Origin of the sequence: Neorhizobium petrolearium, assembly GCF_017873175.1 — a bacterium.
GTDB lineage: Bacteria > Pseudomonadota > Alphaproteobacteria > Rhizobiales > Rhizobiaceae > Neorhizobium > Neorhizobium petrolearium.
The window spans coordinates 227,631-248,839 of the sequence record NZ_JAGGJW010000009.1 but is presented as its reverse complement, the minus strand read 5'-3'; the positions used below and the strand labels follow the sequence as shown (position 1 = coordinate 248,839).

The 21,209-nt window shown below is 60.5% G+C and carries 16 protein-coding genes; 11 read left to right on the top strand and 5 right to left on the bottom strand.

What is annotated here, in order from left to right:
* The first annotated feature begins 6 nt into the window (after nt 1-6).
* From J2046_RS18785 to J2046_RS18760, 6 genes are read left to right on the top strand one after another with little or no spacing between them, the layout of a single operon-like run.
* Nucleotides 7-708, top strand: coding sequence for a creatininase family protein (locus J2046_RS18785; RefSeq protein ID WP_210054433.1), 702 nt, complete (start codon nt 7-9; stop codon nt 706-708).
* Complete coding sequence (locus J2046_RS18780) at nt 705-1,724, top strand: ketopantoate reductase family protein (RefSeq protein WP_210054431.1); 1,020 nt, start codon at nt 705-707, stop codon at nt 1,722-1,724. The genes J2046_RS18785 and J2046_RS18780 overlap by 4 nt, the downstream gene beginning before the upstream one ends.
* Nucleotides 1,721-2,467 (top strand): SDR family NAD(P)-dependent oxidoreductase, encoded by a 747-nt coding sequence (locus tag J2046_RS18775; RefSeq protein ID WP_210054429.1) that lies wholly within the window; start codon nt 1,721-1,723, stop codon nt 2,465-2,467. The genes J2046_RS18780 and J2046_RS18775 overlap by 4 nt, the downstream gene beginning before the upstream one ends.
* Nucleotides 2,464-3,879 (top strand): dipeptidase, encoded by a 1,416-nt coding sequence (locus J2046_RS18770; RefSeq protein WP_210054428.1) that lies wholly within the window; start codon nt 2,464-2,466, stop codon nt 3,877-3,879. The genes J2046_RS18775 and J2046_RS18770 overlap by 4 nt, the downstream gene beginning before the upstream one ends.
* A gap of 2 nt (nt 3,880-3,881) precedes the next feature.
* On the top strand, nt 3,882-5,243 hold the full coding sequence (locus J2046_RS18765) for an amidase (RefSeq protein WP_210054426.1): 1,362 nt from the start codon (nt 3,882-3,884) through the stop codon (nt 5,241-5,243).
* 58 nt (nt 5,244-5,301) lie between these two features.
* Nucleotides 5,302-6,243: an acetamidase/formamidase family protein gene (locus tag J2046_RS18760; protein ID WP_210054424.1), complete on the top strand. Its 942-nt coding sequence runs from the start codon at nt 5,302-5,304 to the stop codon at nt 6,241-6,243.
* A 158-nt stretch (nt 6,244-6,401) separates the two neighbouring features.
* Here J2046_RS18760 and J2046_RS18755 read toward each other — a convergent pair whose 3' ends face one another.
* Complete coding sequence (locus J2046_RS18755; protein WP_210054422.1) at nt 6,402-7,898, bottom strand: ABC transporter substrate-binding protein; 1,497 nt, start codon at nt 7,896-7,898, stop codon at nt 6,402-6,404.
* 388 nt (nt 7,899-8,286) lie between these two features.
* Between J2046_RS18755 and J2046_RS18750 the strand changes: the two genes are divergently transcribed.
* The 3 genes from J2046_RS18750 to J2046_RS18740 all read left to right on the top strand — a co-directional run bounded on the left by J2046_RS18750 (nt 8,287) and on the right by J2046_RS18740 (nt 11,661).
* Entirely contained in the window at nt 8,287-9,810 is a 1,524-nt protein-coding gene (locus tag J2046_RS18750) for an ABC transporter substrate-binding protein (RefSeq protein ID WP_210054419.1), read from the top strand.
* An 89-nt stretch (nt 9,811-9,899) separates the two neighbouring features.
* Nucleotides 9,900-10,817 carry a succinylglutamate desuccinylase/aspartoacylase family protein gene (locus J2046_RS18745; RefSeq protein WP_210054417.1) on the top strand — a complete coding sequence of 306 codons (918 nt, stop codon included), beginning with the start codon at nt 9,900-9,902 and terminating at the stop codon, nt 10,815-10,817.
* Nucleotides 10,818-10,893: 76 nt separating this feature from the next.
* The gene (locus J2046_RS18740) at nt 10,894-11,661 is read left to right on the top strand and encodes a transporter substrate-binding domain-containing protein (RefSeq protein ID WP_210054415.1); all 768 of its coding nucleotides are present in this window, start codon (nt 10,894-10,896) and stop codon (nt 11,659-11,661) included.
* Between the two features lie 161 nt (nt 11,662-11,822).
* Here the strand turns inward: J2046_RS18740 and J2046_RS18735 are convergent, their stop codons facing one another.
* From J2046_RS18735 to J2046_RS18720, 4 genes are all read right to left on the bottom strand, one after another.
* Complete coding sequence (locus J2046_RS18735; protein ID WP_210054413.1) at nt 11,823-13,163, bottom strand: HlyD family type I secretion periplasmic adaptor subunit; 1,341 nt, start codon at nt 13,161-13,163, stop codon at nt 11,823-11,825.
* 14 nt (nt 13,164-13,177) lie between these two features.
* Nucleotides 13,178-15,343 (bottom strand): type I secretion system permease/ATPase, encoded by a 2,166-nt coding sequence (locus J2046_RS18730; RefSeq protein ID WP_210054411.1) that lies wholly within the window; start codon nt 15,341-15,343, stop codon nt 13,178-13,180.
* A gap of 11 nt (nt 15,344-15,354) precedes the next feature.
* On the bottom strand, nt 15,355-17,427 hold the full coding sequence (locus J2046_RS18725; protein WP_210054409.1) for a hypothetical protein: 2,073 nt from the start codon (nt 17,425-17,427) through the stop codon (nt 15,355-15,357).
* 116 nt (nt 17,428-17,543) lie between these two features.
* Entirely contained in the window at nt 17,544-19,235 is a 1,692-nt protein-coding gene (locus J2046_RS18720; RefSeq protein ID WP_210054408.1) for a hypothetical protein, read from the bottom strand.
* Nucleotides 19,236-19,872: 637 nt separating this feature from the next.
* Between J2046_RS18720 and J2046_RS18715 the strand changes: the two genes are divergently transcribed.
* Both J2046_RS18715 and J2046_RS18710 read left to right on the top strand, forming a co-directional pair.
* Entirely contained in the window at nt 19,873-20,688 is an 816-nt protein-coding gene (locus J2046_RS18715) for a response regulator transcription factor (protein ID WP_210054406.1), read from the top strand.
* Nucleotides 20,633-21,166: a hypothetical protein gene (locus tag J2046_RS18710; RefSeq protein WP_052182745.1), complete on the top strand. Its 534-nt coding sequence runs from the start codon at nt 20,633-20,635 to the stop codon at nt 21,164-21,166. Before J2046_RS18715 ends, J2046_RS18710 begins: the two co-directional genes overlap by 56 nt.
* Nucleotides 21,167-21,209 lie beyond the last annotated feature (43 nt).

Genomic DNA, 21,209 nt, shown 5'->3' with positions numbered 1-21,209 from the left:
GCGGAGATGAGAATATCGGAATGTAACTGGCAGCAGATCGAGGCCTATCTGAAGACTGACGACAGAGCAGTCCTGCCGCTCGGCAGCACCGAGCAGCATGCAGGACTTTCGCTATCCGTCGATTCCATCCTGTCGGAAAAAGTGGCAGCGGAGGCGGCCGCACCGCTCGGAATTCCGGTCTTTCCCGTGGTGGCCTATGGCATCACGCCCTATTTCCTTTCCTATCCGGGCACCATCAGCATTCGCCAGGAAACCTATGTCCGTCTCGTCCGCGATATCCTCGACGGGCTGAGGCGGCAGGGTTTCCGCCGCATCCTGATCGTCAACGGCCATGGTGGCAACCAACCGGCCGGGAGCCTTGCGGTGGAATGGATGGCGGACAATCCAGACACCGCCGTCAAGTTTCACAACTGGTGGAACGCGCCGAAGACCTTCGCCAAGGTACAGGAGACCGATACCGTCGCCTCGCACGCTTCGTGGATGGAGAATTTCCCCTGGACGCGACTTGAGGGCGTCGCGCAACCCTTGCAGCGCAAGCCCATGATCGATACGGCTCGGATGCGGGTGATGTCGCCGGAGGCCGTCAAGACCTATCTCGGTGACGGCAATTTCGGCGGCTATTACGAGCGGCCGGACGAGCAGATGCAGGCGATCTGGGACGTAGCGATCGAAGAGACGCGCGCGCTTCTCGAAGGAGGCTGGGCATGAGTGGGCCGGTCCTGATCTGGGGCGCCGGCGCGATCGGCGGGACGCTGGGGGCTGCCTTCATCCGGGCCGGCGAAGAGGTGATCTTCATCGACAATGTCAAGGAACATGTTGACGCGATCAACGAGAAAGGGCTGAAGATCGTCGGTCCGATCTTCGAGGACGTGGTGAAGGCGAAGGCCTATCTGCCGGAAGAACTCGAAGGCCAATATAAGCGTACCTTCCTCTGCGTCAAAGCCCATCACACGGAAGAGGCGGCAAAGGCGCTGGTCAGACATCTTGCGCCGGACGGTTACGTCGTCTCGGCGCAGAACGGCCTGAACGAACGGGTGATTGCCCGCATCACCGGCGATAGCCGGGTGATCGGCTGTTTCGTGAATTTCGGCGCCGATTATTTCGAGCCCGGTGTGGTGCAATATAGCGGTCGCGGCGCCGTCGTCATCGGCGAGCTCGACGGCCGTTTCACGGACCGCGCCGAAAGCATCTACCAGCTCATGAAGTCGTTCGAGCCGAAGGCGCTGATCACCAACAATATCTGGGGTTTCCTCTGGGGCAAGCTGATCTATGGCGCGCTGTTGTTCGGCACGGCGCTCACCAATGACAGCATCGCCGATGTGCTCGATAATCCGGTCGCCCGGCCGGTGCTGCGCAAGCTCGCGCTGGAAGTGGCGACCGTCGCGGCCATCAACAATATCAAGCCAGAGGCCTTCGACGGCTTCGACCCCGCAGCCTTCGGGCCGCTCGCGACGCCGGAACAGACCAACAAGTCCTTCGAGGACATGGTGGCGCATAACCGCAGGTCGGCCAAATCCCATTCCGGCATCTGGCGGGATCTGGCGATCCGCAAGCGGAAGACCGAAGTGGACGCGCAGGTGCTTCCGGTGGTCGAGATCGGCCGGGAATCCTGCGTGCCGACGCCGCTCGCCGCGCGCGTCATCGAGATGATCCATGAGATCGAGGACGGCAAGCGGCCGCTCGACATGGCCAATATCGACGAACTTGCGAGGGCTGCGGCATGAACATTTCCTTCGACGGCAAGATAGTCATCGTCACCGGCGCGGCGCACGGCTTCGGCCGAGCGATCGCACAAGGGTTCGCAAGCCGCGGAGCAACGGTGCATGTCTGCGACATCAATGCTGCGGGGCTCGAGGAAACGGTAAAACTCTGCGGCCCGAACGCGTCCGCGCACGTGCTCGATGTGGGCAGCCGCGCCGATGTGCAGAAGCTCGTCCCGATCTTCGGCGACGTCGATATTCTCGTCAACAATGCCGGCGGCGTGTGCGGCCAGGTCGGCCGGCCGATCGAGGAGATTTCCGAAAGCGACTGGCAGACGATTTTCGACGTCAACCTTTCAGGCGCCTTCTTCATGGCGCAGGCGGTGGCGCCGGCCATGAAAAAGAAGCGGGCAGGGCGCATCATCAACATTTCCAGTGGTGCCGGCATCGGCATCTCGCTGACCGGCATCCAGGCTTATGCCAGCGCCAAGGCCGGCCAGATCGGGCTGACCCGCCAGCTCGCCCACGAACTCGGCCCCTGGAACATCACCGTCAACAACGTCGCGCCCGGCTTCGTGCGCTCCAACCCCACGACGGAAAAGCAGTGGGAGGCGATGGGCGAGGAGGGACAGGCGCGGCTCCTTCAGAACATTGCGCTGAAGCGCCTCGGCGCGCCCGATGATATCGCCGCCATGGTGATGTTCTTTGCGTCGGACTATGCCGGATGGATTTCCGGCCAGATTATCAGCGTGGACGGCGGCAAATGAGCGTCGAGGCTTTTCTTGACGCCCATTATACCGCCGGTCTGGAAGACCTGAAGGCTTTCTGCCGCATTCCGAGCGTCAGCACCGATCCGGCCTATGCGGAGGGCATCAAGGCGGCTGCACATTTCGTGGCAGATCGGCTCACCCGTGCGGGCTTTTCCGAGGTTGAATTGCTGGAAACAGGCGGCCATCCCGCCGTCTACGGCGAGATCGTAGGTGACCCGTCGCTACCGACCTTCCTCGTTTACGGCCATTACGACGTGCAGCCGCCGGACCCGCTCGACAAATGGAAGACGCCGGCTTTCGAACCGGATGAACGGGATGATCGGCTCTATGCCCGCGGGGTCTCCGACGACAAGGGGCCGCTTTTGATCCCGATCCTCGTCGCCGAGGCGTTCGTGCGCGAGGAGGGGCGGCTGCCCGTCAATCTCAAGGTGCTGATCGAGGGCGAGGAGGAATCCGGCAGTCCGCATTTCGAGTCGACGCTCGAAAAGTACCGTGAAAAGCTTTGTTGCGATCTCGTGCTTTCGGCCGATGGCGCCATGTGGCGGCCGGACAGGCCGTCGATCACAGTCGCAAGCCGCGGCCTCGTCGCGTTGGATGTCACGGTGACGGGCGCCGCGAAGGACCTGCATTCCGGCCGCCATGGCGGCAGCGCGCCGAACCCGATCGCGGCGCTTGCAGCGCTCCTCGCCTCGATGCACGGGCCGGACGGCCGCGTCGACGTCGACGGATTTCTCAACGGCACGAGCCCGCCGGATCCGCGCATCATCGCGGCGATTGAGGCTTCGGAGTTCGACAATGAAGCCTATTATCGCGAGATTGGCGTTCCGGGAGCCGCCCCGATCGAGACCGGCCGCGAACTGCTGATCCGGCAATGGCTGGAGCCGACGCTGGAATTCAACGGCATTTCCGGCGGCTACCAGGGCATGGGCACCAAGACCGTCATCCCGAATTCGGCGAGCGTCAAGATCACCTGCCGGTTGGTCGCCGGGCAGAAGCCGGACGCGGTGGTTGCTGCGATCACTCGCCATCTCGAAAAGCGCCTGCCGAAGGGGTTCACGCTCCAAGTCCACCGCCACGGGCCGGGCAGCGAAGCGGATTTCATCGATCCGGATCTGCCGGCATTGAAGATTTCCGAGGATGTGCTCGGCGAGTTGCTCGGCCAAAAGCCGCTGCGCGTTGCCATGGGCGCGACGATCCCGATCGGCAGCGCTTTCCGCAAGCATCTCGGCTGTGCTTCAATCTTCTTTTCCTTCTCGACCGCGGACGAGGATTACCATGCTCCGAACGAGTTCTTCCGGCTGGAGAGTTTCCGCTTTGGTATGAAGGCCTGGGCGATGCTGTTGAGACGGCTTGCCGAAACCCCACTGATATCGTCGCAGGAGCGGAGGATTTCGCAAAAGGAGGAGTGAGCGTGGAAGGGATACGGCGCATGCCGGAAGGCGATATCGGTTTTCTTGGCGTGGAGGAGTTCGCTGCCCGTTATCGGAACGGCTCCCTGTCTCCCGTCGACGTGGTGGCGCAGGCGCTGGAGCGGCTTGAGGCGCTCGAACCACGCCTGAACGCCGTCGCCCATGTCATGCCCGAGGAGGCGACGCGCGATGCGGAACGCGCCGCCGCTGCATTTCGTTCCGGGACAAACCTGGGGCCGCTGCACGGTATCCCGGTCGCCATCAAAGATATCATCGACGTTCGCGGTGCGCCGACCGGTTTTGCAAGCCGTGTCCGCAAGCCGGCCATTGCTGCGGATGACGCGCCGCTCGTCACCCGGCTGCGCACCGCCGGCGCCATCATCCTTTGCAAGACCAATCTGCTCGAATATGCCTATGGTATCGCGCATCCCGATATCGGCCAGACCAACAATCCGCATGATCCGTCGCGCACGTCCGGCGGGTCGAGCGGCGGTTCGGCGGCGCTTGTCGCAGCCGGCATCGTGCCGCTTTCGGTCGGCACGGATACGGGTGGCTCGATCCGCATTCCCGCCTCCTATTGCGGCATCGTCGGGCTGAAGCCGAGCTATGGGCTGGTGCCGACGGCAGGTGTCTTCCCGCTCTCCTGGAGCCTCGATCATGCCGGGCCGCTGGCGCGCAGCGTCGCCGATGCGGCGTTGATGCTCGGTTGCCTTGCCGGCCGGAATATTGCGCTGTCGCCGCCGTCGCTTTCCGGCCTGCGGATCGGCTTTGCCAGCTATCATTGCGACAGTCCCGAACTGACACCGGCGGTGGCGCAGAACCTCACGGCGGTCGTCGAGGCGCTGAAGGAGCGCGGAGCGATCGTCAGGACGATCGACATTTCCGAACTGTCGCAGGCCAATTCCATGCTGCGCCATATCATCAAGCCGGAGGCGTCGCTCATCCATGCGGACCTGCATCTTGAAAATCCGCAGGGCTATGCACCGCGGACGCTGGCACAGGTCGTTTCCGGTTTCGAGACGCTGGCCGTCGACTATCTGAGGGCGCAGCAGTTTCAGGCAAAGCTCCGGCAGGCGGTGGAAGCGCGTCTTGCGGATGTGGATGTGCTGCTGAGCCCAAGCGTTCCCTTTCCAGCGCCCGTCGAGGATCCGGAATTCACCGAGGACGGCGAGGAGGGAGAAATGTTGTCGAGCGGCTTTTCCAACATGACCGGGCATCCCTCGATCAGCATCCCCTGCGGCATGGACGGCCATCTGCCGCTCGGCATCCAATTGACAGGCAGGCTCGGCGGGGATGAGAAATTGCTGCAGGCCGCGCATTCCGTCGAGGCGGCGCTCGGCGCCTATCACCGGCCGATGATTTAAGAAATTTAAAAGCGCTCCGCTTCAGATCCTGCGGGGCAGAACAATGGAGCATAAAGCCATGTTACATAAAGTGCCGGCATCCTCGAACAATTGCGCCTGGGGCTATTTCGATCCCGCCCGGGAGCCGGTCGTCACCATCGACAGCGGCGACACGGTGGTGATCGACACGGTCTCCGGGCCGGTCGAGGTGCTGCCGAAGGAAGGCTTCACCATCCTTCCCGAACATCTCGAGATCCATGAGAACTGCCGGCCGATCATGCAGGGCCATATCCTGACCGGCCCGGTCGCGGTGCGCGGCGCCAAACCCGGCCAGGTTCTGGAGGTGAAGATCCTCGATATCGAGCTTCGTCAGGACTGGGGTTACAATGTCATCCGTCCGCTCGCCGGCACGTTGCCTTACGATTTCGAAACTTCGCGGCTCCTCAACATTCCGCTCGACAAGGAGAAAAACGTCGCGCGGCTGCCCTGGGGGCTCGACCTGCCGCTCGCACCCTTCTTCGGCGTCATGGGCGTCGCGCCGCCGCCGAACTGGGGCCGCATCACCTCGATTATGCCGCGTGCGCATGCCGGCAATATCGACAACAAGGAACTCGTCGCCGGCACCACACTTTACCTGCCGATATTCAACGAGGGTGCGCTGTTTTCCTGCGGCGACGGTCACGGTGCGCAAGGTGATGGTGAAGTCTGCATCACGGCGATCGAAACAGCGTTGCGCGGCACGTTCCAAATGACCGTGCGCGAAGATCTCGATTTCGTCTATCCCCGTGCCGAGACGCCGACCCATTACATCACCATGGGCATGGACCCGGACCTCGACCAGTGCGTCGTGATGGCGCTCAGGGACATGATCGTTCTGCTCGGCGAAAAGGGCGGGCTGTCGCGGGAAGACGCCTACACACTCTGCAGCCTGGCCGGCGACTTGCGCGTCACGCAGACGGTCAACGGCTGCAAGGGCATTCACATGATGATGGCGAAGAAGCTCGTCCACCGGGAGGCCTGAGGGAAAGGGCCGGCCCATGCTCGGACCTGTCGCGAGCATCTGCACACCGTCGACGTCTGTAGGTATTCGGCACAAGGTCGAGGATGGCGCCGAGTGAAAAGCAGGACAAAGGGCCGGCCTGTTACAGGCAGACCCTTCCGGGCGCATCGGACCGGGACCTATGAGGCTCTGGTCATGCCCTTGATGCTGATCAGGCCGGTCGGCAGCGGCGTGAAGCCCTTCAGGTTCTTGGCAAGTACGAAAGGCCACGGCTGGTGGTAGAGATAGATGATCGGCAGCTGGTCCTGCAGGATCGACTGGGCGTCGTCATAGAGCTTCTTTCGGGTCTCGAAATCGCCCGTCACCTTGGCGGTATTCAGGTCCTTGTCGACCTGTTCGTTGCAGAAGCCGGCATAGTTGAGCGATGCCTTGCAGGTGACGAACTGATGCAGGTTGCCGTCCGGATCGTAGCGACCCGACCAACCGGTCAGCACGGCATCGAAATCGCCGGTCTGGGTCTGGGCGAGCATCGAGGTGAATTCGACGGCGCGCAGCTTGATGTCGAAGCCCGCTTCCGCCGCCATGGCCTGAATGAGTTCGGCGACCTGCTGGCTGGTCGTGGAATTGGCGAAGAGCAGTTCGAACGAAACCTTGTCGACGCCCGCTTCCTTCAGAAGCGACTTCGCCTTGGCGACATCGCGGGCCGTTACCTTGATGTCCTTGTTGTGATAGGGGCTGACGCCGGTGAACGGCTGCTGCGCCGGCTGAAAGATGCCCGAGCCTACCACGTCGTTGATGACGTTGCGGTCGATGGCGAGTTCGAGCGCGAGGCGGATGCGCTTGTCCTTGGCGAGCAGGCCCTTGGCGCGCGTTGTACCGTTGCCGACATTGATCGTCATGCCCTGGTATCCGACGCTCGTGATCTGCGCGAGCTGCAATTTGTCGTCCGCCTTGACCGAGGGAATGTCGGAGGGGGCGAGACGTTCGAGCATGTCGAGCGCGCCCGATCTGAGGTTCGCGAGCCTGACCGTCGTGTCCGGGATGATCATGAATGTCAGCTTGTCGAAATGGTAGTCGGCCGCGTTGCGGTAATCGGCGAACTTCTCCAGGTCAATCTTGTAGTTCTGCTGGCGGGCGACGAACTTGTAGGGACCGGAGCAGGAGGGCGCGGTCACGGCTTTCTCGAAGCTCGCCGGCGACAGCATCATGCCGGCACGGTTGGAAAGCTGCGGCAGCGGGGTCGGATCCGGCTGTTTCAGCGTGATCTTGACCGTCAGACCGTCGACCACCTCGACGCCCTTGACCGATTGCAATTCCGATCTGCGCATGCTGTCGGGCAGGGTGACGGCGCGGTCGAGATTGGCCTTGACGGCGGCAGCATTGATGGCGCTGCCGTCATGGAATTTCAGGTTCGGGAAAAGCGCCAGGGTCAGCTCGGTGCCGTCGGCGTTCCATGACCACTTTTCGGCGAGTTCGGGTTTGACGATAAGGTCGGCCCCAACGGCGACGAGGCTGTCGCACAAGGATTCGAACACGACCTCGCCGACGAAGGTGCGCGAGCGGGCCGGGTCGAGACCGTCGAGATCGTCCTGCAGGCCGATCTTCAGGTCGTCGGCCTGGGCGCCGGCCGCGATAAATGCGGTCATCACGGCGGGCAGCAGCGACGAAAATCTCATTTTTATTCTCCTCTGGTTGCTGGTCTTTCGCCAGGAAGAGCCGGTCCGATGGTCCTTGCCGGCCTTCTTCCGGCGGGCCGGATGGGAGGTGGCGCCGTGAAGGACCGGAAGGAGATCGGAGTCGGCTCAAAAACTATAATCGTTATACATCTTTATAACAGAGCAGGCGGTTGGGTATGTCAATAGGAGCCGGACGTTTCGTTGATTTCAAATTTTTATCGGATGATTGCCGAAAATGGCCGAGAAATTTCTAAAATAACAACTGTGGCAGAGCCCATAAAATGGGCAATGCACGATATTGTGCATTGCTGTTATCTTGTGCTAGTACAATTTTAGAACTGCTTTCCGGCAGCGGGTACCTTCCGCAAACAAGAGAGAGGTATTGTCCATGACTTCCATGACCGGGCGGCGCGACATCGGATCGATGTCCGCTTTCCTCGCCGCAATTCTCTTCGCCGCTTCCGCCTCGGCGGCAGACCTCAAGATCGGCCTCAGAGCCGATCCGGATGCTCTCGACCCCGCGACCGGAGGCTCGGTTGCCGGCCGCGTGATCTTCGCGGCGCTGTGCGACAAGCTGATCGATACGACACCCGAAGGTACGTTCCAGCCGCAGCTCGCCACGTCCTGGTCATGGTCCCCGGACAGTCTGACGCTGACGCTCAAGCTGCGCGATCACGTGGTCTTCCACGACGGGCAGCCAATGGATGCCGCTGCGGTCAAGGTGAATCTCGACCGCTACCGCACCGATCCGATCTCCAGGCGCAAGACCGAGCTGAAGCCGGTGGCGAGTGTCGATGTCGTTGATCCGCTGACGGTGGCGATCAAGCTCAGTCAGGCCTATGCGCCACTCGTCAGCGTGCTCGCCGACCGAGCCGGCATGATCATGTCGCCGGCGGCGCTCGCGAGGGACAGCGCCAATATCGGAGCGCATCCCGTTTGCGCAGGCCCGTTCCAGTTCGTGGAGCGCGTGTCGCAGGACCACATCACTCTGAAGCGTTTCGACCAATACTGGAACAAGGACGCGATCTCGCTCGATTCCGTCACCTACCGGATGATCCCGGACGATGCCGTGCGCCTGCTGAGCCTGCGTTCCGGCGACCTCGACCTCATCGAGCGGCTGTCGCCGAGCGATGTCGCGGCGATCAAGGACGACAAGGATGTCAAGGCCATACAAGGGCCGTCGATAGCCTTCGACGTCATTTCCATCAACATCGCCCATGGCGAAAGCGCCGACAATCCGCTCGGCAAGAACGCCAAGGTGCGCCAAGCGCTGGAGCTTTCGATCGATCGCGGCGCGATCAGCGAGGTTGTTTATGAGGGCCTGTTCCCGCCGGCCAACCAGACGGAGCCTGTCGGGGCACCCTATTACGATCCGACCCATGCGTTGAAGGGTCGCGATGTCGCCCGGGCGAAGACGCTGCTTGCAGAAGCGGGCGTGACGAGCCCGTCCTTCACGCTTTCCGTCGCCAACAGCCCGACGCTCGCCCAGGTCGGCCAGATGATCCAGGTCATGGCGGCGGAGGCTGGCTTCGACGTGAAGATCCAGTCGCTCGAATCCTCGACGCTCGCCGCCAATTCGGATGCCGGCAAATACCAGGCCTCGATGGCGATCTGGAGCGGGCGGCCCGATCCGGACGGCAATATCAGCCCGTGGGTCGCCTGCGACGGCTTCCTGAACTGGGGGCGCTACTGCAATCCCGAGCTGGACAAGCTGCTCGCCCAGGCGCGGCAGATCACCGATGAAAAGGAACGCGCCAAGCTCTATGCGCAGAGCGTCGGCATCTATCTCACCGACGTGCCGTTCATCCCGCTCTATCACTACAAGTCGATCTGGGCGGCACGCAGCAATGTCGACGGCTTCGTTCCTTATCCGGACGGGCTTATCCGGCTGCAGGGGGTAAAGAAGAGCTGACCAGCTCCGCCGGGAGAGACGCCGATTTCGCGGAAGGCGCTCAAGCGCCTTTCGCCGAGCAGGTTCAATCGCTTTGAGGATTTTGTTCGATGAACGTCTTGCCAGCTCTCCGTAGCGGGAAGCCGCGTGTGGAATTCGGCCATGTCCATCCGACGGAGGAGCTCGAAATCCCCTTCGCCATCATTGAGGGCGCCGAGCCGGGTCCTTGCCTGCTGATCACGGCCGGCGTGCACGGCTCGGAATATTGCTCGATCGAAGCGGCGGTCCGCCTGATGCAGACGAGGCCGGTGGAGATCAAGGGGACGCTGCTGATCCTGCCGATCCTCAACACGCAGGCGTTCCACAGGCGTAACATCTACATCATGCCGCAGGACGGCAAGAACCTGAACCGCATGTTCCCCGGCAGGCCGGACGGCACGACCAGCGAGCGGCTCGCCCACTGGCTGGTGACGGAAGTGTTTCCGAAAGCCGACGCGTATATCGATTGCCATGGCGGCGACCTCGACGAAGGTCTTCAGCCCTTCACGATCTTTCCCGCCGGATGCGAGAAGTCGAAGGCGCTTGCGGTCGCCTTCGGCATTCCGGTCGCCGTCGCGGCCGGCGGAGCCGGTTATACAGTGGATGCGGCCCACAAGCTCGGAGTCCCGAGCATCCTGCCGGAGGTGAGCGGCAACGGGCTATGGGGAGACGCGACCGTCGCCCAGATGACGGACGGCATTCGTGGCGTCATGCGGCATATCGGCATGCTGCCAGGCGCGGCTCCGGTCACGCCGCTCGACGTCGTGACGATGTGGGTGCCGGTGGCGCCCGCGACCGGGCTCTGGTACCCGCGCAAGGATCTCGGCGAGCCGGTCGCCCAGGGCGAATTGCTCGGCGAAATCCGGACCGTGTTCGGCGAAGTGCTGGCCAGCATCCATTCGGAAAAGCAAGGCTTCATTCTCTACCGGCTGACGAGCCTGTCGGTGAACGAGAAGGAAGCGTTGCTTGGCGTCGGCACGCCGGTTTGAAGATGACGGCCTGGATCTTTCTGCTATGGGGAAGGGGGCTTGCCGCGCCCTGTGGATCAGCCAAGGGAGTCTTTCCATGTCATCGACCACCACGGACGCGGTCGCCCGCGACGATCTCGTCCTGCGCGAACTCACCCCGACGGGAAGCCTGCGGATCGGCATCGTCGCCGCACCGGCGCCATCGGCCCTGTTCGCCGTCTTTGATGCGGAAAGCCAAGCTTATCGCGGCGTGACCGTCGATATCGGCAATGCGCTCGCCGCAAGGCTCGGGATTGCGGCGGAGATCGCCAATTTTCCGAACTCCGGCGCCTGCACGGATGCGGTCGAAAATGAAACGGTCGATGTGAGCTTCATGCCGGTCGATGACGAGCGGCGCCGGCGCGTCGCCTTCGGTCCGATCTATTACGTCCTCGAAAGCACCTATCTCGTGACCGCCTCGTCAGGCATCACCACCTTGGAAGAGGTCGACCGGGAGGGCGTGCGCGTCGTCGGCATCGTCAATACGACGACAATCCGCAGCGCCACGCGTTCCCTCAAGACGGCAGTCCCCGAAGCAGTGGAAACGATTGCCGAAGCCGTCGATCGTCTGCTGCAGGGAAAGGCGGAAGCCTTGGCGCTTTCCCGCGACGCATTCCGAACGCTGCTTGCGAAACTGCCGGGCGCTCGCGTCCTCGACGGCGGCTTCCAGCAAACGGGGATCGCGATCGCCGTTGCTCATGGCAAGCCGTCCGCTCTTGCCTTCGTCAGTGCATTCCTGGAAGAGGCGAAGGCTTCGGGCCTCGTCCGCAAGGCGCTCGATGACGCGGGCTTTGCGGACGCGCCTGTGGCCCCGCCGGGCGCCTGATGCGCAATCCTGACCGAAATGGCTCCGTGTCGCGGAAATCAAGGTTCTATAGCTACTCCCGCCGGGAGTTCAGTATTCCTCAGCCCGCTTCGGCGGGCTGCTTTTTGCTCTCATCGGAACCATCGAAGCTGTGCGTGTTGATTTCCGCTAGGGGGCCAAGCTCAACGCTCGGAAAATGCCCTCGACATACTGTCGGTGATCGGTTTCACGATATAGCTGAAGAATGTCCTGACCGAAGTCTGGATCATGATTTCCGCCGGCAACCCGGGTTGCGGGGTGAAGCCCCTGACGCGCGCGATCTCGTCTGAAGAGAGATGGATACGCGCGATGTAGACGTCGTGGTTGACAACGCCGGCCTTGCTGTCCTCCAGCGCGTCGGCGGAAACATAGAACACCTCGCCGTTCAGGATCGGTGTCGTCCGCTGGTTCAATGCGGTGAGCCGAACGGTAGCCTTTTGACCGACCTTCACATTGTCGATTTCGTTGCGGGGAACCTTCGCCTCGATGATCAGCGGCACGCCTGCGGGTAGTATCTCCATGATCCCTTTGCCGCTTTCGATAACGCCACCGGTCGTATGGTAATAGGTCCGAACAATGGTGCCGGAGACGGGCGCGACGATGGTCGTGCGACGCAGAATGTCATCAGCCTCGCGCGACTGTTCCCGGGCCGCGTCCCGCTCACCCTGGATGGATTGGAGCCGATCAAGAGCATCCTCCCGATAAGCCTCTTCGGCATGGGCTACTTCCTGCTGGGCCTTCAGCAATTGTGCGCCCGTTTCAGCGATTTCGGAGTTGAGCCTTCCGATCTGTCCCTCAGCATCCGCCATCGCGCGCTGAAGCGCCTTTACCTCTGTTGCCCGAAGCAGGCCCTTGGCCAACAGGGCTCGCTTCGTCTCATACTCTTCCCCCAGCAAAACAAGCTGGCGGGAGATTGCGTCGCGATGTCGGGTATAGCCTTCGCTACGGAACTCCAGCGCCTTCATGTTCTGCCTCAGCAAGGAAAGCTCGGTCGCGAATTTAACGCGCTGGGCTTTGAAATTGAGTTGCTGGGTCAGCAAGATCGAGGAGACATCCTGGTCATTCTTGAAGTCGCCGAGGATATCGGGGATTTTTATGACATCAGTGCCTTCAGCCTGGGCCACAAGACGCGCCGCGGTTGCTTCCAGCCTGATACGCCGCAGGAAAATCTCCCGCCTCTTTGAAAGCGCGGCGGTCTCGTCAAGTTTGACCAGTGGCTGGTTTTCGACGACCTGGTCGCCTTCACTCACCAGCAGTTCCTTAATGATCCCGCCCTCGAAATGCTGCACGACCTTGTTGCGGCCGGTTGCAACAAAGCTGCCCTGAGCAATGACCGCGGCCGCGAGGGGGGCGGTCGATGCCCAGGTGCCGAAACCGCCGAAGGCGACGATCAGGAGAACCAGACCGGCCAAGGTCTGTTTCCAAACCGATCTTGGGACTTCTGCATACCATTCGAGATCGTGAACTTTTGCAACGGAAGACATGATTTCCGCTCCCCCTATTGCAGTTGATGACCGAAAGAGCCGGTGTTGAGGTTGATCCCCCGGGCTTCGATAGCCTTCAGGACATCCATGCGCGTGCCGAACAAGGCAACCGTGCCGTTGACGAGCAGGAGGATCTTGTCCACGTTGTTCAAAAGCGCTGGCCGCTGGGTGATCGTCGCAACCGTTATCTTGTTTTCCTTGGCATGCTGGAGCGCCCGCAGCAGCGCGGCGTCGCCGGCGTTGTCGAGGTTGGAATTCGGCTCGTCGAGTACAACCAAATGGGGATCCCCGAAAAACGCGCGGGCAAGGGCTATGCGTTGTTTCTGGCCGCCCGACAGAGGCGCGCCGTCGGCTGCGACCACAGTCTCATAGCCGTGGGGAAGGCTTGCGATCATCTCATGAACGTCCGCCAGCATGGCTGCACGGTAGATCTGCTCGTCGCTCGCGTCCTGCCGCATGCGCGCGATATTGGCCTTGATCGTGCCGGGAAACAGCTGCACGTCCTGCGGGAGGTAGCCGATGTTTTCGCCGAACTGCCGCTGATCCCAGTTGCGCAGGTCCATGAGGTCCAACCGGACGTTTCCGGAGGTCGGCAGGATCGATCCGACAAGCATTTTTCCCAGGGTCGTCTTTCCCGCGCCGGAATTACCGATGATCGCCAGGGAATCGCCCGGTTGGAGGGAGAGGGATATGCCGTTGAGCACCACGCGTTTCGTGCCCTGCGGCACATAGAGCAGCCTTTCGACATCCAGTCGCCCCTCCGGCTTGGGAAGGTTCAACCGCTCGAAATTGAAGGGAGACGACGTCAAAAGCGTCGCTATACGGCCATAGGCGGCCCGGGACTGACTATACTGATTCCAGCCGTCGATGGCGCCTTCGATCGGCGCCAGCGCACGGCCGGCGATGATGGAAGCCATGATCACCATCCCGCCAGTGATCTGACCTTCGACCGATAGGAACGCTCCCCAGCCCAGCATGGCGATCTGCGTCAGGAGCCGGAAAGCCTTTGAAATAGCCGCGATGGTGATATTGCGATCCTGCGCGATGACCTGAGACTTCAGGGATGAAGCTGTGTCCTTGCCCCATATCTGGACGGTCTCGGGGATCATCGCGAGAGCATTGATGATCTGCGAGTTGCGGGACATGGATTCCAGATGCAGGTTGGCTTTCACCTGTGCGGTATTTGCCTCCGAGAAGGGTTCTGCCGTCATGCGCTGGTTGAGTTGGGTGAAGATAAGCAGCAACACCGCCGTCAGGACCACGATAAATCCGAGATGCGGGTGAATCAGGAATACGGCCAAGACGAACAGCGGGGCGATCGGTGCGTCGAGGAACGAAAGAAGCGTTCTGGACACCAGGAAGGAACGGACCTGCTGCAGGTCGTTCAGAATTTGATATTCACGCCCGTTCCCGTAGAGGGATGCACGGGCGGCAGCGCTGAGGATCGGAGCGCCCAGTTGTGCGGCGACTTCCACTGCGGTGCGCATCAGAATAAATCGACGAAGCGCATCGAATGCGGCTTGCAGGATGACGGCGCCGACGATCACAACGGTCAGCATGATCAGAGTGTCGATCGACCGGCTTGTAAGAACGCGGTCGGATATCTGGAACAGGTAGACGGGGATCGCGAGCACCAGGATGTTGCTTGCAACCGTAAACAGCATCACAATGCCCAAATTCACACGCACGGCTTTGATGCCGGCCCTCAGACTTGCCGAAAAGTCGATGGGTGCGAGACGTTTGTGAAATGGTGCGCCGCCATTGCCCGAGCCGGTGCCTCCGCCTGACGAAGGAGATTTGCCGATTGTCCTGCTGTCGATCTGGAGAGGGCCGGTGTCGCCATCGATGGTGATCATGCCCTCGGGGCTCTTCGCTTGGGGGGCTTCCCGCGCCGGTGTTCTGGATTGAGCTCCGATTTCCGTTTCCGTGACGTTGTCGGGTGTCGGCGAGGGCACGACTTCAGCATTTGCGGTGTGTTCCTCCTTTCTAGAGGTATTTTGCGGGGTGTCTCTGGGGTCCAGTCGAGATATTGTTGCCGATGTCGCCGCGTTATTTGTTGACAGCTTCAGGCAGTCTTCCACGGCGCGCTCCAGCGTTGCATAGATTTCCTCATCGCTAATTTGTGGGTCCCGACGACCCGAAGCCTGCAGGCGTTCTGCCCGCCTTTGTGTGTCCGACATGCTTCCCCCCTCTATCCGAGCACATGTTGTAATCCGTCGTTTTGATAGTGCCCGTCATGGTCTGTGGGCGTCGAGATGCCCGGTGCCTCGTAGTTCCCGTTCCCTTCCAGCATCGTTTCGTCCAGGAAGACCACCGCCTCGTTGACGAGTGCATCCGGATCCCGCGTAAGGAGCTCCGGCTGATGTGAAATCATTTCCGCTTGAAAGAGTGTTTCCTGGGAATATTGTTCGCCGCCGACATAGGTTTGCCCGAAGGAGTCAAGATCCAGAATGGCGGCCTTGTTGATCAGCACGTTGCCACCGGTCGAAACAGACCACGTGGCATCGGCACGCGGATCGATCGCGTTCATGGCGAGGGTGATCTGATCGCTATCTCCGATAATGTTGGTCTGGCTGACATACTGGATGTTCAGCAGGTCGCCGCTGACATAGAGAACCCGCAATCCGGGGAGGTCCGCGAACATGGGATCCGTGAGAACGCCGCTGGACAGGTGATAATTTCCCGCAGCGAAATCGTTCGCAGCATCCAGATACGCGGAGGGCAACGTTTCGAAGCGCTCGGCTCCCCCCACATTTTGGATGTAAGCCTGGTTCCAGAGCAGATTGCCTGAACTAGCAACGTTTCCTTCGCCGTTGGTTTCAAAACCCGAGACCGCGCCGACGACGTCGTTGTCGATCAACACATTCGTCTGGTGGATGATATTGGCGTCATAGAGGGAGCCGCCCACGATTATGAGGTCATAGGAGAAACCGAGTTCGAAAATCGATGTCTGGTTGGCGCTTGTGTTGTCTCCGGCAATGACCTGCGTCGTAGCGCCTGATGCGGATAGGACACCGACATCGTTGTCGGACATGAACACATATTGCTCGAGCCAGTTGGTAATGAGCAGATCGCCCTGGATTTCGGCAACGGCCCAGGCTGCGGGAAACCCTCCCGCGGCTGCCTCCGTGTCTGGAGCATCCTCCAATGGGTCGTCCCGCTTGAAGGTCGCAATATTGAAAACCTCGTTTGCAGCGTCCTCGCTCGCCCAGGTATCGACGGCGGAGGTCACGGAATCCGTGTCCCATAAGGCATTTGTCTGAACGATCGCATTGACTTCGACATGGTCGCCGACGACTGCCGTAACAGTTCCCGCCGTCCAGAGATTTTGGATCACGGCTTCGTTGACGGCTGTGTTGTTTCCCGCAACGAGCTCGACGGAGTTCTTGACAGTGACAGAACCATCTTCGGAAATGACGACATTGGATGGCTGACCGTCATCCTCCTCGGCGTCTCCATCGACAATTTGCTCCTGCTCGCCGCCGTCAGTCGCATCGCCCGCGTTCTCGTCTTCAGCGGCTTCCTCGCCGAAAGAATGATAATCTTCCAGCTTGGGTGTCTCCTCGACGATCTCGCCATTCACATAGATGCCTTCGATCGCCTCGGATTGCTGGACGGAGATATCCGTCGGTCCTTCTGAGGTGATGTCCGCCAGAGCTTTGAGTTGAGACGCAACGTTGTTGATGATGTCGATGAGTTCGGCGTTGGTAGCCGGCATATCGAGACCATCGATCGGCGCTTGGGAGAACACCTCATCCGCCGCATCCAAGAGGTCTTGATCGCTGACGGGCTGCGGATTGAACTCGATATTGCTTCCGCCGACGTTGAAATCGTCGTCATCGGAAAGCGACGCTGCCTGCACGATATAATTTGCGACCGAACCGGGGGGCTCGATCGTCAGCATCTCGGCCGGACCACCGGTATGATGTCCGGGCAGGTCTTTTTCCGGATGATACGGCGGGGGGGCGGGGGCCTCATCCTCGACCGTCGGGATTGAAGAACGATCATGCCACGACAGAGGCTTCGTGTGATCGACCGGCCTTAGATAAATCGGTGCTCTGTAGGAGATTTGCGGATCGAAGCCGATAAATTCATAAGGCGCATCGAAATCCGAGAGGGCAACCGGTTGGGAATGCAGATTGCTCTTCTGGGCATGATAGGAGAAATCGGGATAAGCGTCCCGCAGGCGTGCCTCCTCGATCCTCATGTGAAAGAGGCCGATGAAATGCGCAATTTCGTCGGTAATCTGATCCATCGCCGTCATGACATGGAGCCTTGTGTCGACATTGCCTGCTGATCACACTCAGCAAAGGTTGGACTGCGCAGCGATGCGCAGTCCATGGCGTGCTCCCGCTCCAATGAGCGGAGTTGAGCTATGGGTCAGGATGTGCTGTCGTCGCCATCTTCGCCGACTACGGTGCTCGTGAGGCTGCCGCCGACGATCGTCATGTCGATCGCATTCTGCTGCAGGTTTGCACCGAGGACGATTTCCTGGTTGAAGGCATGCGTCTCGACGAAAGCATCGGCCGACGCGCTGCTCGTGCCGGTAACGTAACCATCGTCACCGTTGCTCGAGCCCCATGTGCCGCCGTCCCCGCCGGCTCCACCAAAGCCGGTCGTGGCGATGCCGCCCATGCCGCCCGCAGCACCAGAGCCGCCGACTGCCCAGCCACCGACAGCACCGCCGCCGGTTCCATCGGCCCAGGCGCCGCTCAGGGCGTCGCCGCCCACGCCGCCATATGCCAATGCGTCACCGCCCAGGGCATCGCCACTGGTCGCAGCGCCGCTGACACCGGCCCCGCCCGCACCAGCACCGCCTGCGGCGCCATTGCCGCCGGCACCGCTACCGGCGCCTGCACCGAACCCGGCACCGAGGCCAGCACCGAGGGCGTCGCCGCCGGCACCGCCAGCGCCGCCAAATCCGCCAACGCCACCGTTTCCGCCATCGGCATCGCCGCCTTCTCCGCCTTCGCTGTCTCCGCCGTCACCAGCGTCTCCACCTTCGCCGCTTTCATTGTTGACGAAGATCGGATTGATGAAGCCGAGGCTGCCGCCGACGAGAGCGCCCGCATCGCCGCCGGTGGAATCGCCGCCGGTACCGCCGTTACCTGCATTGCCGCCATTGGCATTTCCGGCATCCCCGCCGTCTCCGCCATCGGCATCACCACCTTCGTCGCCATTGCCGGCAAATGCCAGTCCTGCACCGAGGCCCAGACCCAGACCCAGGCCCAGGCCCAGGCCGTCGCCGCCGTTTCCGCCGCGACCACCATTGCCGTTTCCGCCATTGGCTTCGCCGCTGTCAGCGTCACCGCTGTCGGCTTCGCCACCATCGGCATCTCCTCCGTCACCTTCACCGCCGGCCGCTACACTTGCCGCCAGACCGCCAAGGCCAATGCCGCCAAGGGCAAAGCCGCCAAGGGCCGCGCCGCCGCTTCCACCGTTGCCGCCGTCGGCGTTAGCATTGCCGCCGCCGTCGCCGCCACCGGTATCGGTGCCAATGCCTTCAGACGCGATCGCAATGCCACCGTCCGGATGAGCATCAAGATCGAAGGAGCCGCCATTGTTGACCGACGCGCTGCCGAGATGATCATTGTCCTGGATGTTGGCGACTTGCGAGATGACATTGGCGACGTCGTTGCCGGCGCCGGTCAAGGCATCGTTCAGAACATCGTCGATGCGAATATTGAACATCCCGTCGATATCGCTGTTGTCGATATCGGCAAAGTCGTTGTCCTCCGGCAGGTAGTCGTCAAGATTCAGCCCGACATCGACATTTACATCGACGGTCGTCTCGCTGACATTTTCGTTGAAGTTGGCGTTGCCGTTCAGGTTAGCGTTGCCGTTACCGTTAAGGTTGAGGCTGCCGTTACCGTTGAGGTTCAGATTGCCGTTGCCATTGCCGTTGTGGTTATCCGACTCGCTGCTCTGGCCCTGATACTGGCCCTGGCCCTGATCGGACGACTGCTGCTGCTGCTGGCGTTCCTGTTGCTGCTGCTGTTGGCGTTCTTGCTGTTGCTGCTGCTGTTCTTGACTGTCATCGTCGAACAGATCGTAAAAACTGCGCTTTGCCATGACATTGTCCTTTGGATGGAGCGACGCCACGACCGCCATTCATCTTCTTTGGTGGCCTTTGTCCGTCGCTGTTGGAACAAACATGCTTTAATCGGGGCGATAGGGCGCGCATCGACGCGACCATCAGCCGGCTCTTTGTCCGTGATGTCTGTTTTTCGTTTTCTCCTCTTTTCTCCCCGGTGCTCCCGAAGGGCCTGGAGCGGGCGCTTGCGTGACCGCGTACTCGCGACATTGCGTCCATGAAGCAGCGTCCGGTCTTCAAACGCTTCGGACGGCGCATACTGTGGCGCGATTGGGTAGAAGAGATAAGGTAATATATCGATCTAGCGCGGCTGGCTGACCGGCGGCACAGGATAATCAAATAGGTGTAGGGGGCATGACCAAGAAGACGTAAGCTCTGACTTCGGTATTTCTCCCTGCGAACGAACAGATTTTTTGAAAAAACGCAAAAGAGATCATAAATTCATGTTTTGTTCATGCGCAAATAAGCTTTTTGGCTGAAGCGCATCATCTATTCGATCTATTTTCTAGCTTATTCGGTCTATTCCCAACCCTCTGGTCCTGGTCTACCGTCTCCCGGAAAAAGAGGCGAGAAGTGCGTTTCGCATAGGCGCCCGACAAACGGGAGGGGAATTTCATGCAAGTTTCGCATACTGCTTCGCAACATGCCGGCGTGGATCTGGCAGGTTCTTTGTCGAGGATGAATGCTGCCCGGACACTGCTTTTCATCTGCTCACCCGGGACGATATCCGGCGCGATGATTGCCGCTATAGAGAGTGAATTTCCCTGGCTCTCGGTGAAAACGGTCTCCGATCTGCACTCCGCTCTAATAGAGCTCGATACCTCGGTTCAGCTTGTGCTTGCGGATACCGTATTTGCTCCAGCCCTCCGCGAGCATTGGCCGAAGCTCGCAAGGCTTCATCATAATGTCAGTCTCGCGCTCATGGGCAGCGGCGACGATATGACTTCAAGTGAGTTGGGGATGCAGGGCACGGAAATCATCCAGGGAATCGTGCCGTTCAACGTCAATCTGGATGTTTTTCTGTCGATCCTCCGCATCATATTGAAGGGCGGTCGATATTTCCCTTCGAGATTTCCTCTCTCGCAGCAGGAAGAGCCTTTGGAAAAAAGCCGCGATGGCTCCGAAACCCAATTCCGGCAGCAGGTTTCCAGCGGTTCTCCTGTTCGAATGCTTGACAGACTGACAAAGCGCGAGAGGGAGATCTTGGCCAGGATAGCGATGGGCAATCAAAACAAGATCATTGCCGCCACCCTCGGCCTGTCCGAACACACGGTCAAAATTCATATTCACAACATCATCACCAAGCTCGGCGTACACAACAGGACTGAGGTCGTCGCTCTGTATTTTGAGCAAAGACGCAAGGATACCGCTGGCAATGCACACGATCCCAACCGTCGCCAAGACGGCGGCAAACGCTCAGATAACGAATAGCAGGCTTCAGGCGATCCTGCTCCTGATCGGGCAGTTGAACTACACTTGGACCAATACTGAAAGCCTGCTCATTCACATGATTGCCGGCCTTGCCAATGTGGATAAGGAGACGGCGATCGTCATTTTCCTGACTTTGAATACGACCCGAGCGCGTATCGATCTCGTCGAGCGTCTGACCAAAATGAAGAAGACGCCGGCGACCTGCCGCCGAGAAGTGCTCGATGCCACCCGCCGTCTGTCAGACGAGGCAAAACTTCGCAACAAATACAATCACTGCATCTATTCTTTCGATCCCGACAGCGGTCGCAGCATTACGCAATCAATGCGGATCTTCGAAAGCCGGGATGAAATCAAATACGGAAAGATAGAGGAACTCGACGGAGCGGAAATCGGTCGAATACAGGAAAGCATCAATTCTCTCGTCAGGATCAACCGCATGTTCTGGGACATCACGGAACGTTACGGCTTTCCGAAATAGAGCGGGTGATCGGGTCGTCGGGTCCGGTAATTAAGTCGTTTTG

What these genes read in the sequence shown, in the direction of transcription:
- J2046_RS18715 (WP_210054406.1), top strand. Translation starts at nt 19,873, where the DNA reads ATGCAAGTTTCGCATACTGCTTCGCAACATGCCGGCGTGGATCTGGCA.
- J2046_RS18745 (WP_210054417.1), top strand. Translation starts at nt 9,900, where the DNA reads ATGAACGTCTTGCCAGCTCTCCGTAGCGGGAAGCCGCGTGTGGAATTC.
- J2046_RS18755 (WP_210054422.1), bottom strand. Translation starts at nt 7,898, where the DNA reads ATGAGATTTTCGTCGCTGCTGCCCGCCGTGATGACCGCATTTATCGCG.
- J2046_RS18725 (WP_210054409.1), bottom strand. Translation starts at nt 17,427, where the DNA reads ATGACGGCGATGGATCAGATTACCGACGAAATTGCGCATTTCATCGGC.
- J2046_RS18750 (WP_210054419.1), top strand. Translation starts at nt 8,287, where the DNA reads ATGACTTCCATGACCGGGCGGCGCGACATCGGATCGATGTCCGCTTTC.
- J2046_RS18775 (WP_210054429.1), top strand. Translation starts at nt 1,721, where the DNA reads ATGAACATTTCCTTCGACGGCAAGATAGTCATCGTCACCGGCGCGGCG.
- J2046_RS18710 (WP_052182745.1), top strand. Translation starts at nt 20,633, where the DNA reads ATGCACACGATCCCAACCGTCGCCAAGACGGCGGCAAACGCTCAGATA.
- J2046_RS18730 (WP_210054411.1), bottom strand. Translation starts at nt 15,343, where the DNA reads ATGTCGGACACACAAAGGCGGGCAGAACGCCTGCAGGCTTCGGGTCGT.
- J2046_RS18785 (WP_210054433.1), top strand. Translation starts at nt 7, where the DNA reads ATGAGAATATCGGAATGTAACTGGCAGCAGATCGAGGCCTATCTGAAG.
- J2046_RS18780 (WP_210054431.1), top strand. Translation starts at nt 705, where the DNA reads ATGAGTGGGCCGGTCCTGATCTGGGGCGCCGGCGCGATCGGCGGGACG.
- J2046_RS18760 (WP_210054424.1), top strand. Translation starts at nt 5,302, where the DNA reads ATGTTACATAAAGTGCCGGCATCCTCGAACAATTGCGCCTGGGGCTAT.
- J2046_RS18735 (WP_210054413.1), bottom strand. Translation starts at nt 13,163, where the DNA reads ATGTCTTCCGTTGCAAAAGTTCACGATCTCGAATGGTATGCAGAAGTC.
- J2046_RS18770 (WP_210054428.1), top strand. Translation starts at nt 2,464, where the DNA reads ATGAGCGTCGAGGCTTTTCTTGACGCCCATTATACCGCCGGTCTGGAA.
- J2046_RS18720 (WP_210054408.1), bottom strand. Translation starts at nt 19,235, where the DNA reads ATGGCAAAGCGCAGTTTTTACGATCTGTTCGACGATGACAGTCAAGAA.
- J2046_RS18740 (WP_210054415.1), top strand. Translation starts at nt 10,894, where the DNA reads ATGTCATCGACCACCACGGACGCGGTCGCCCGCGACGATCTCGTCCTG.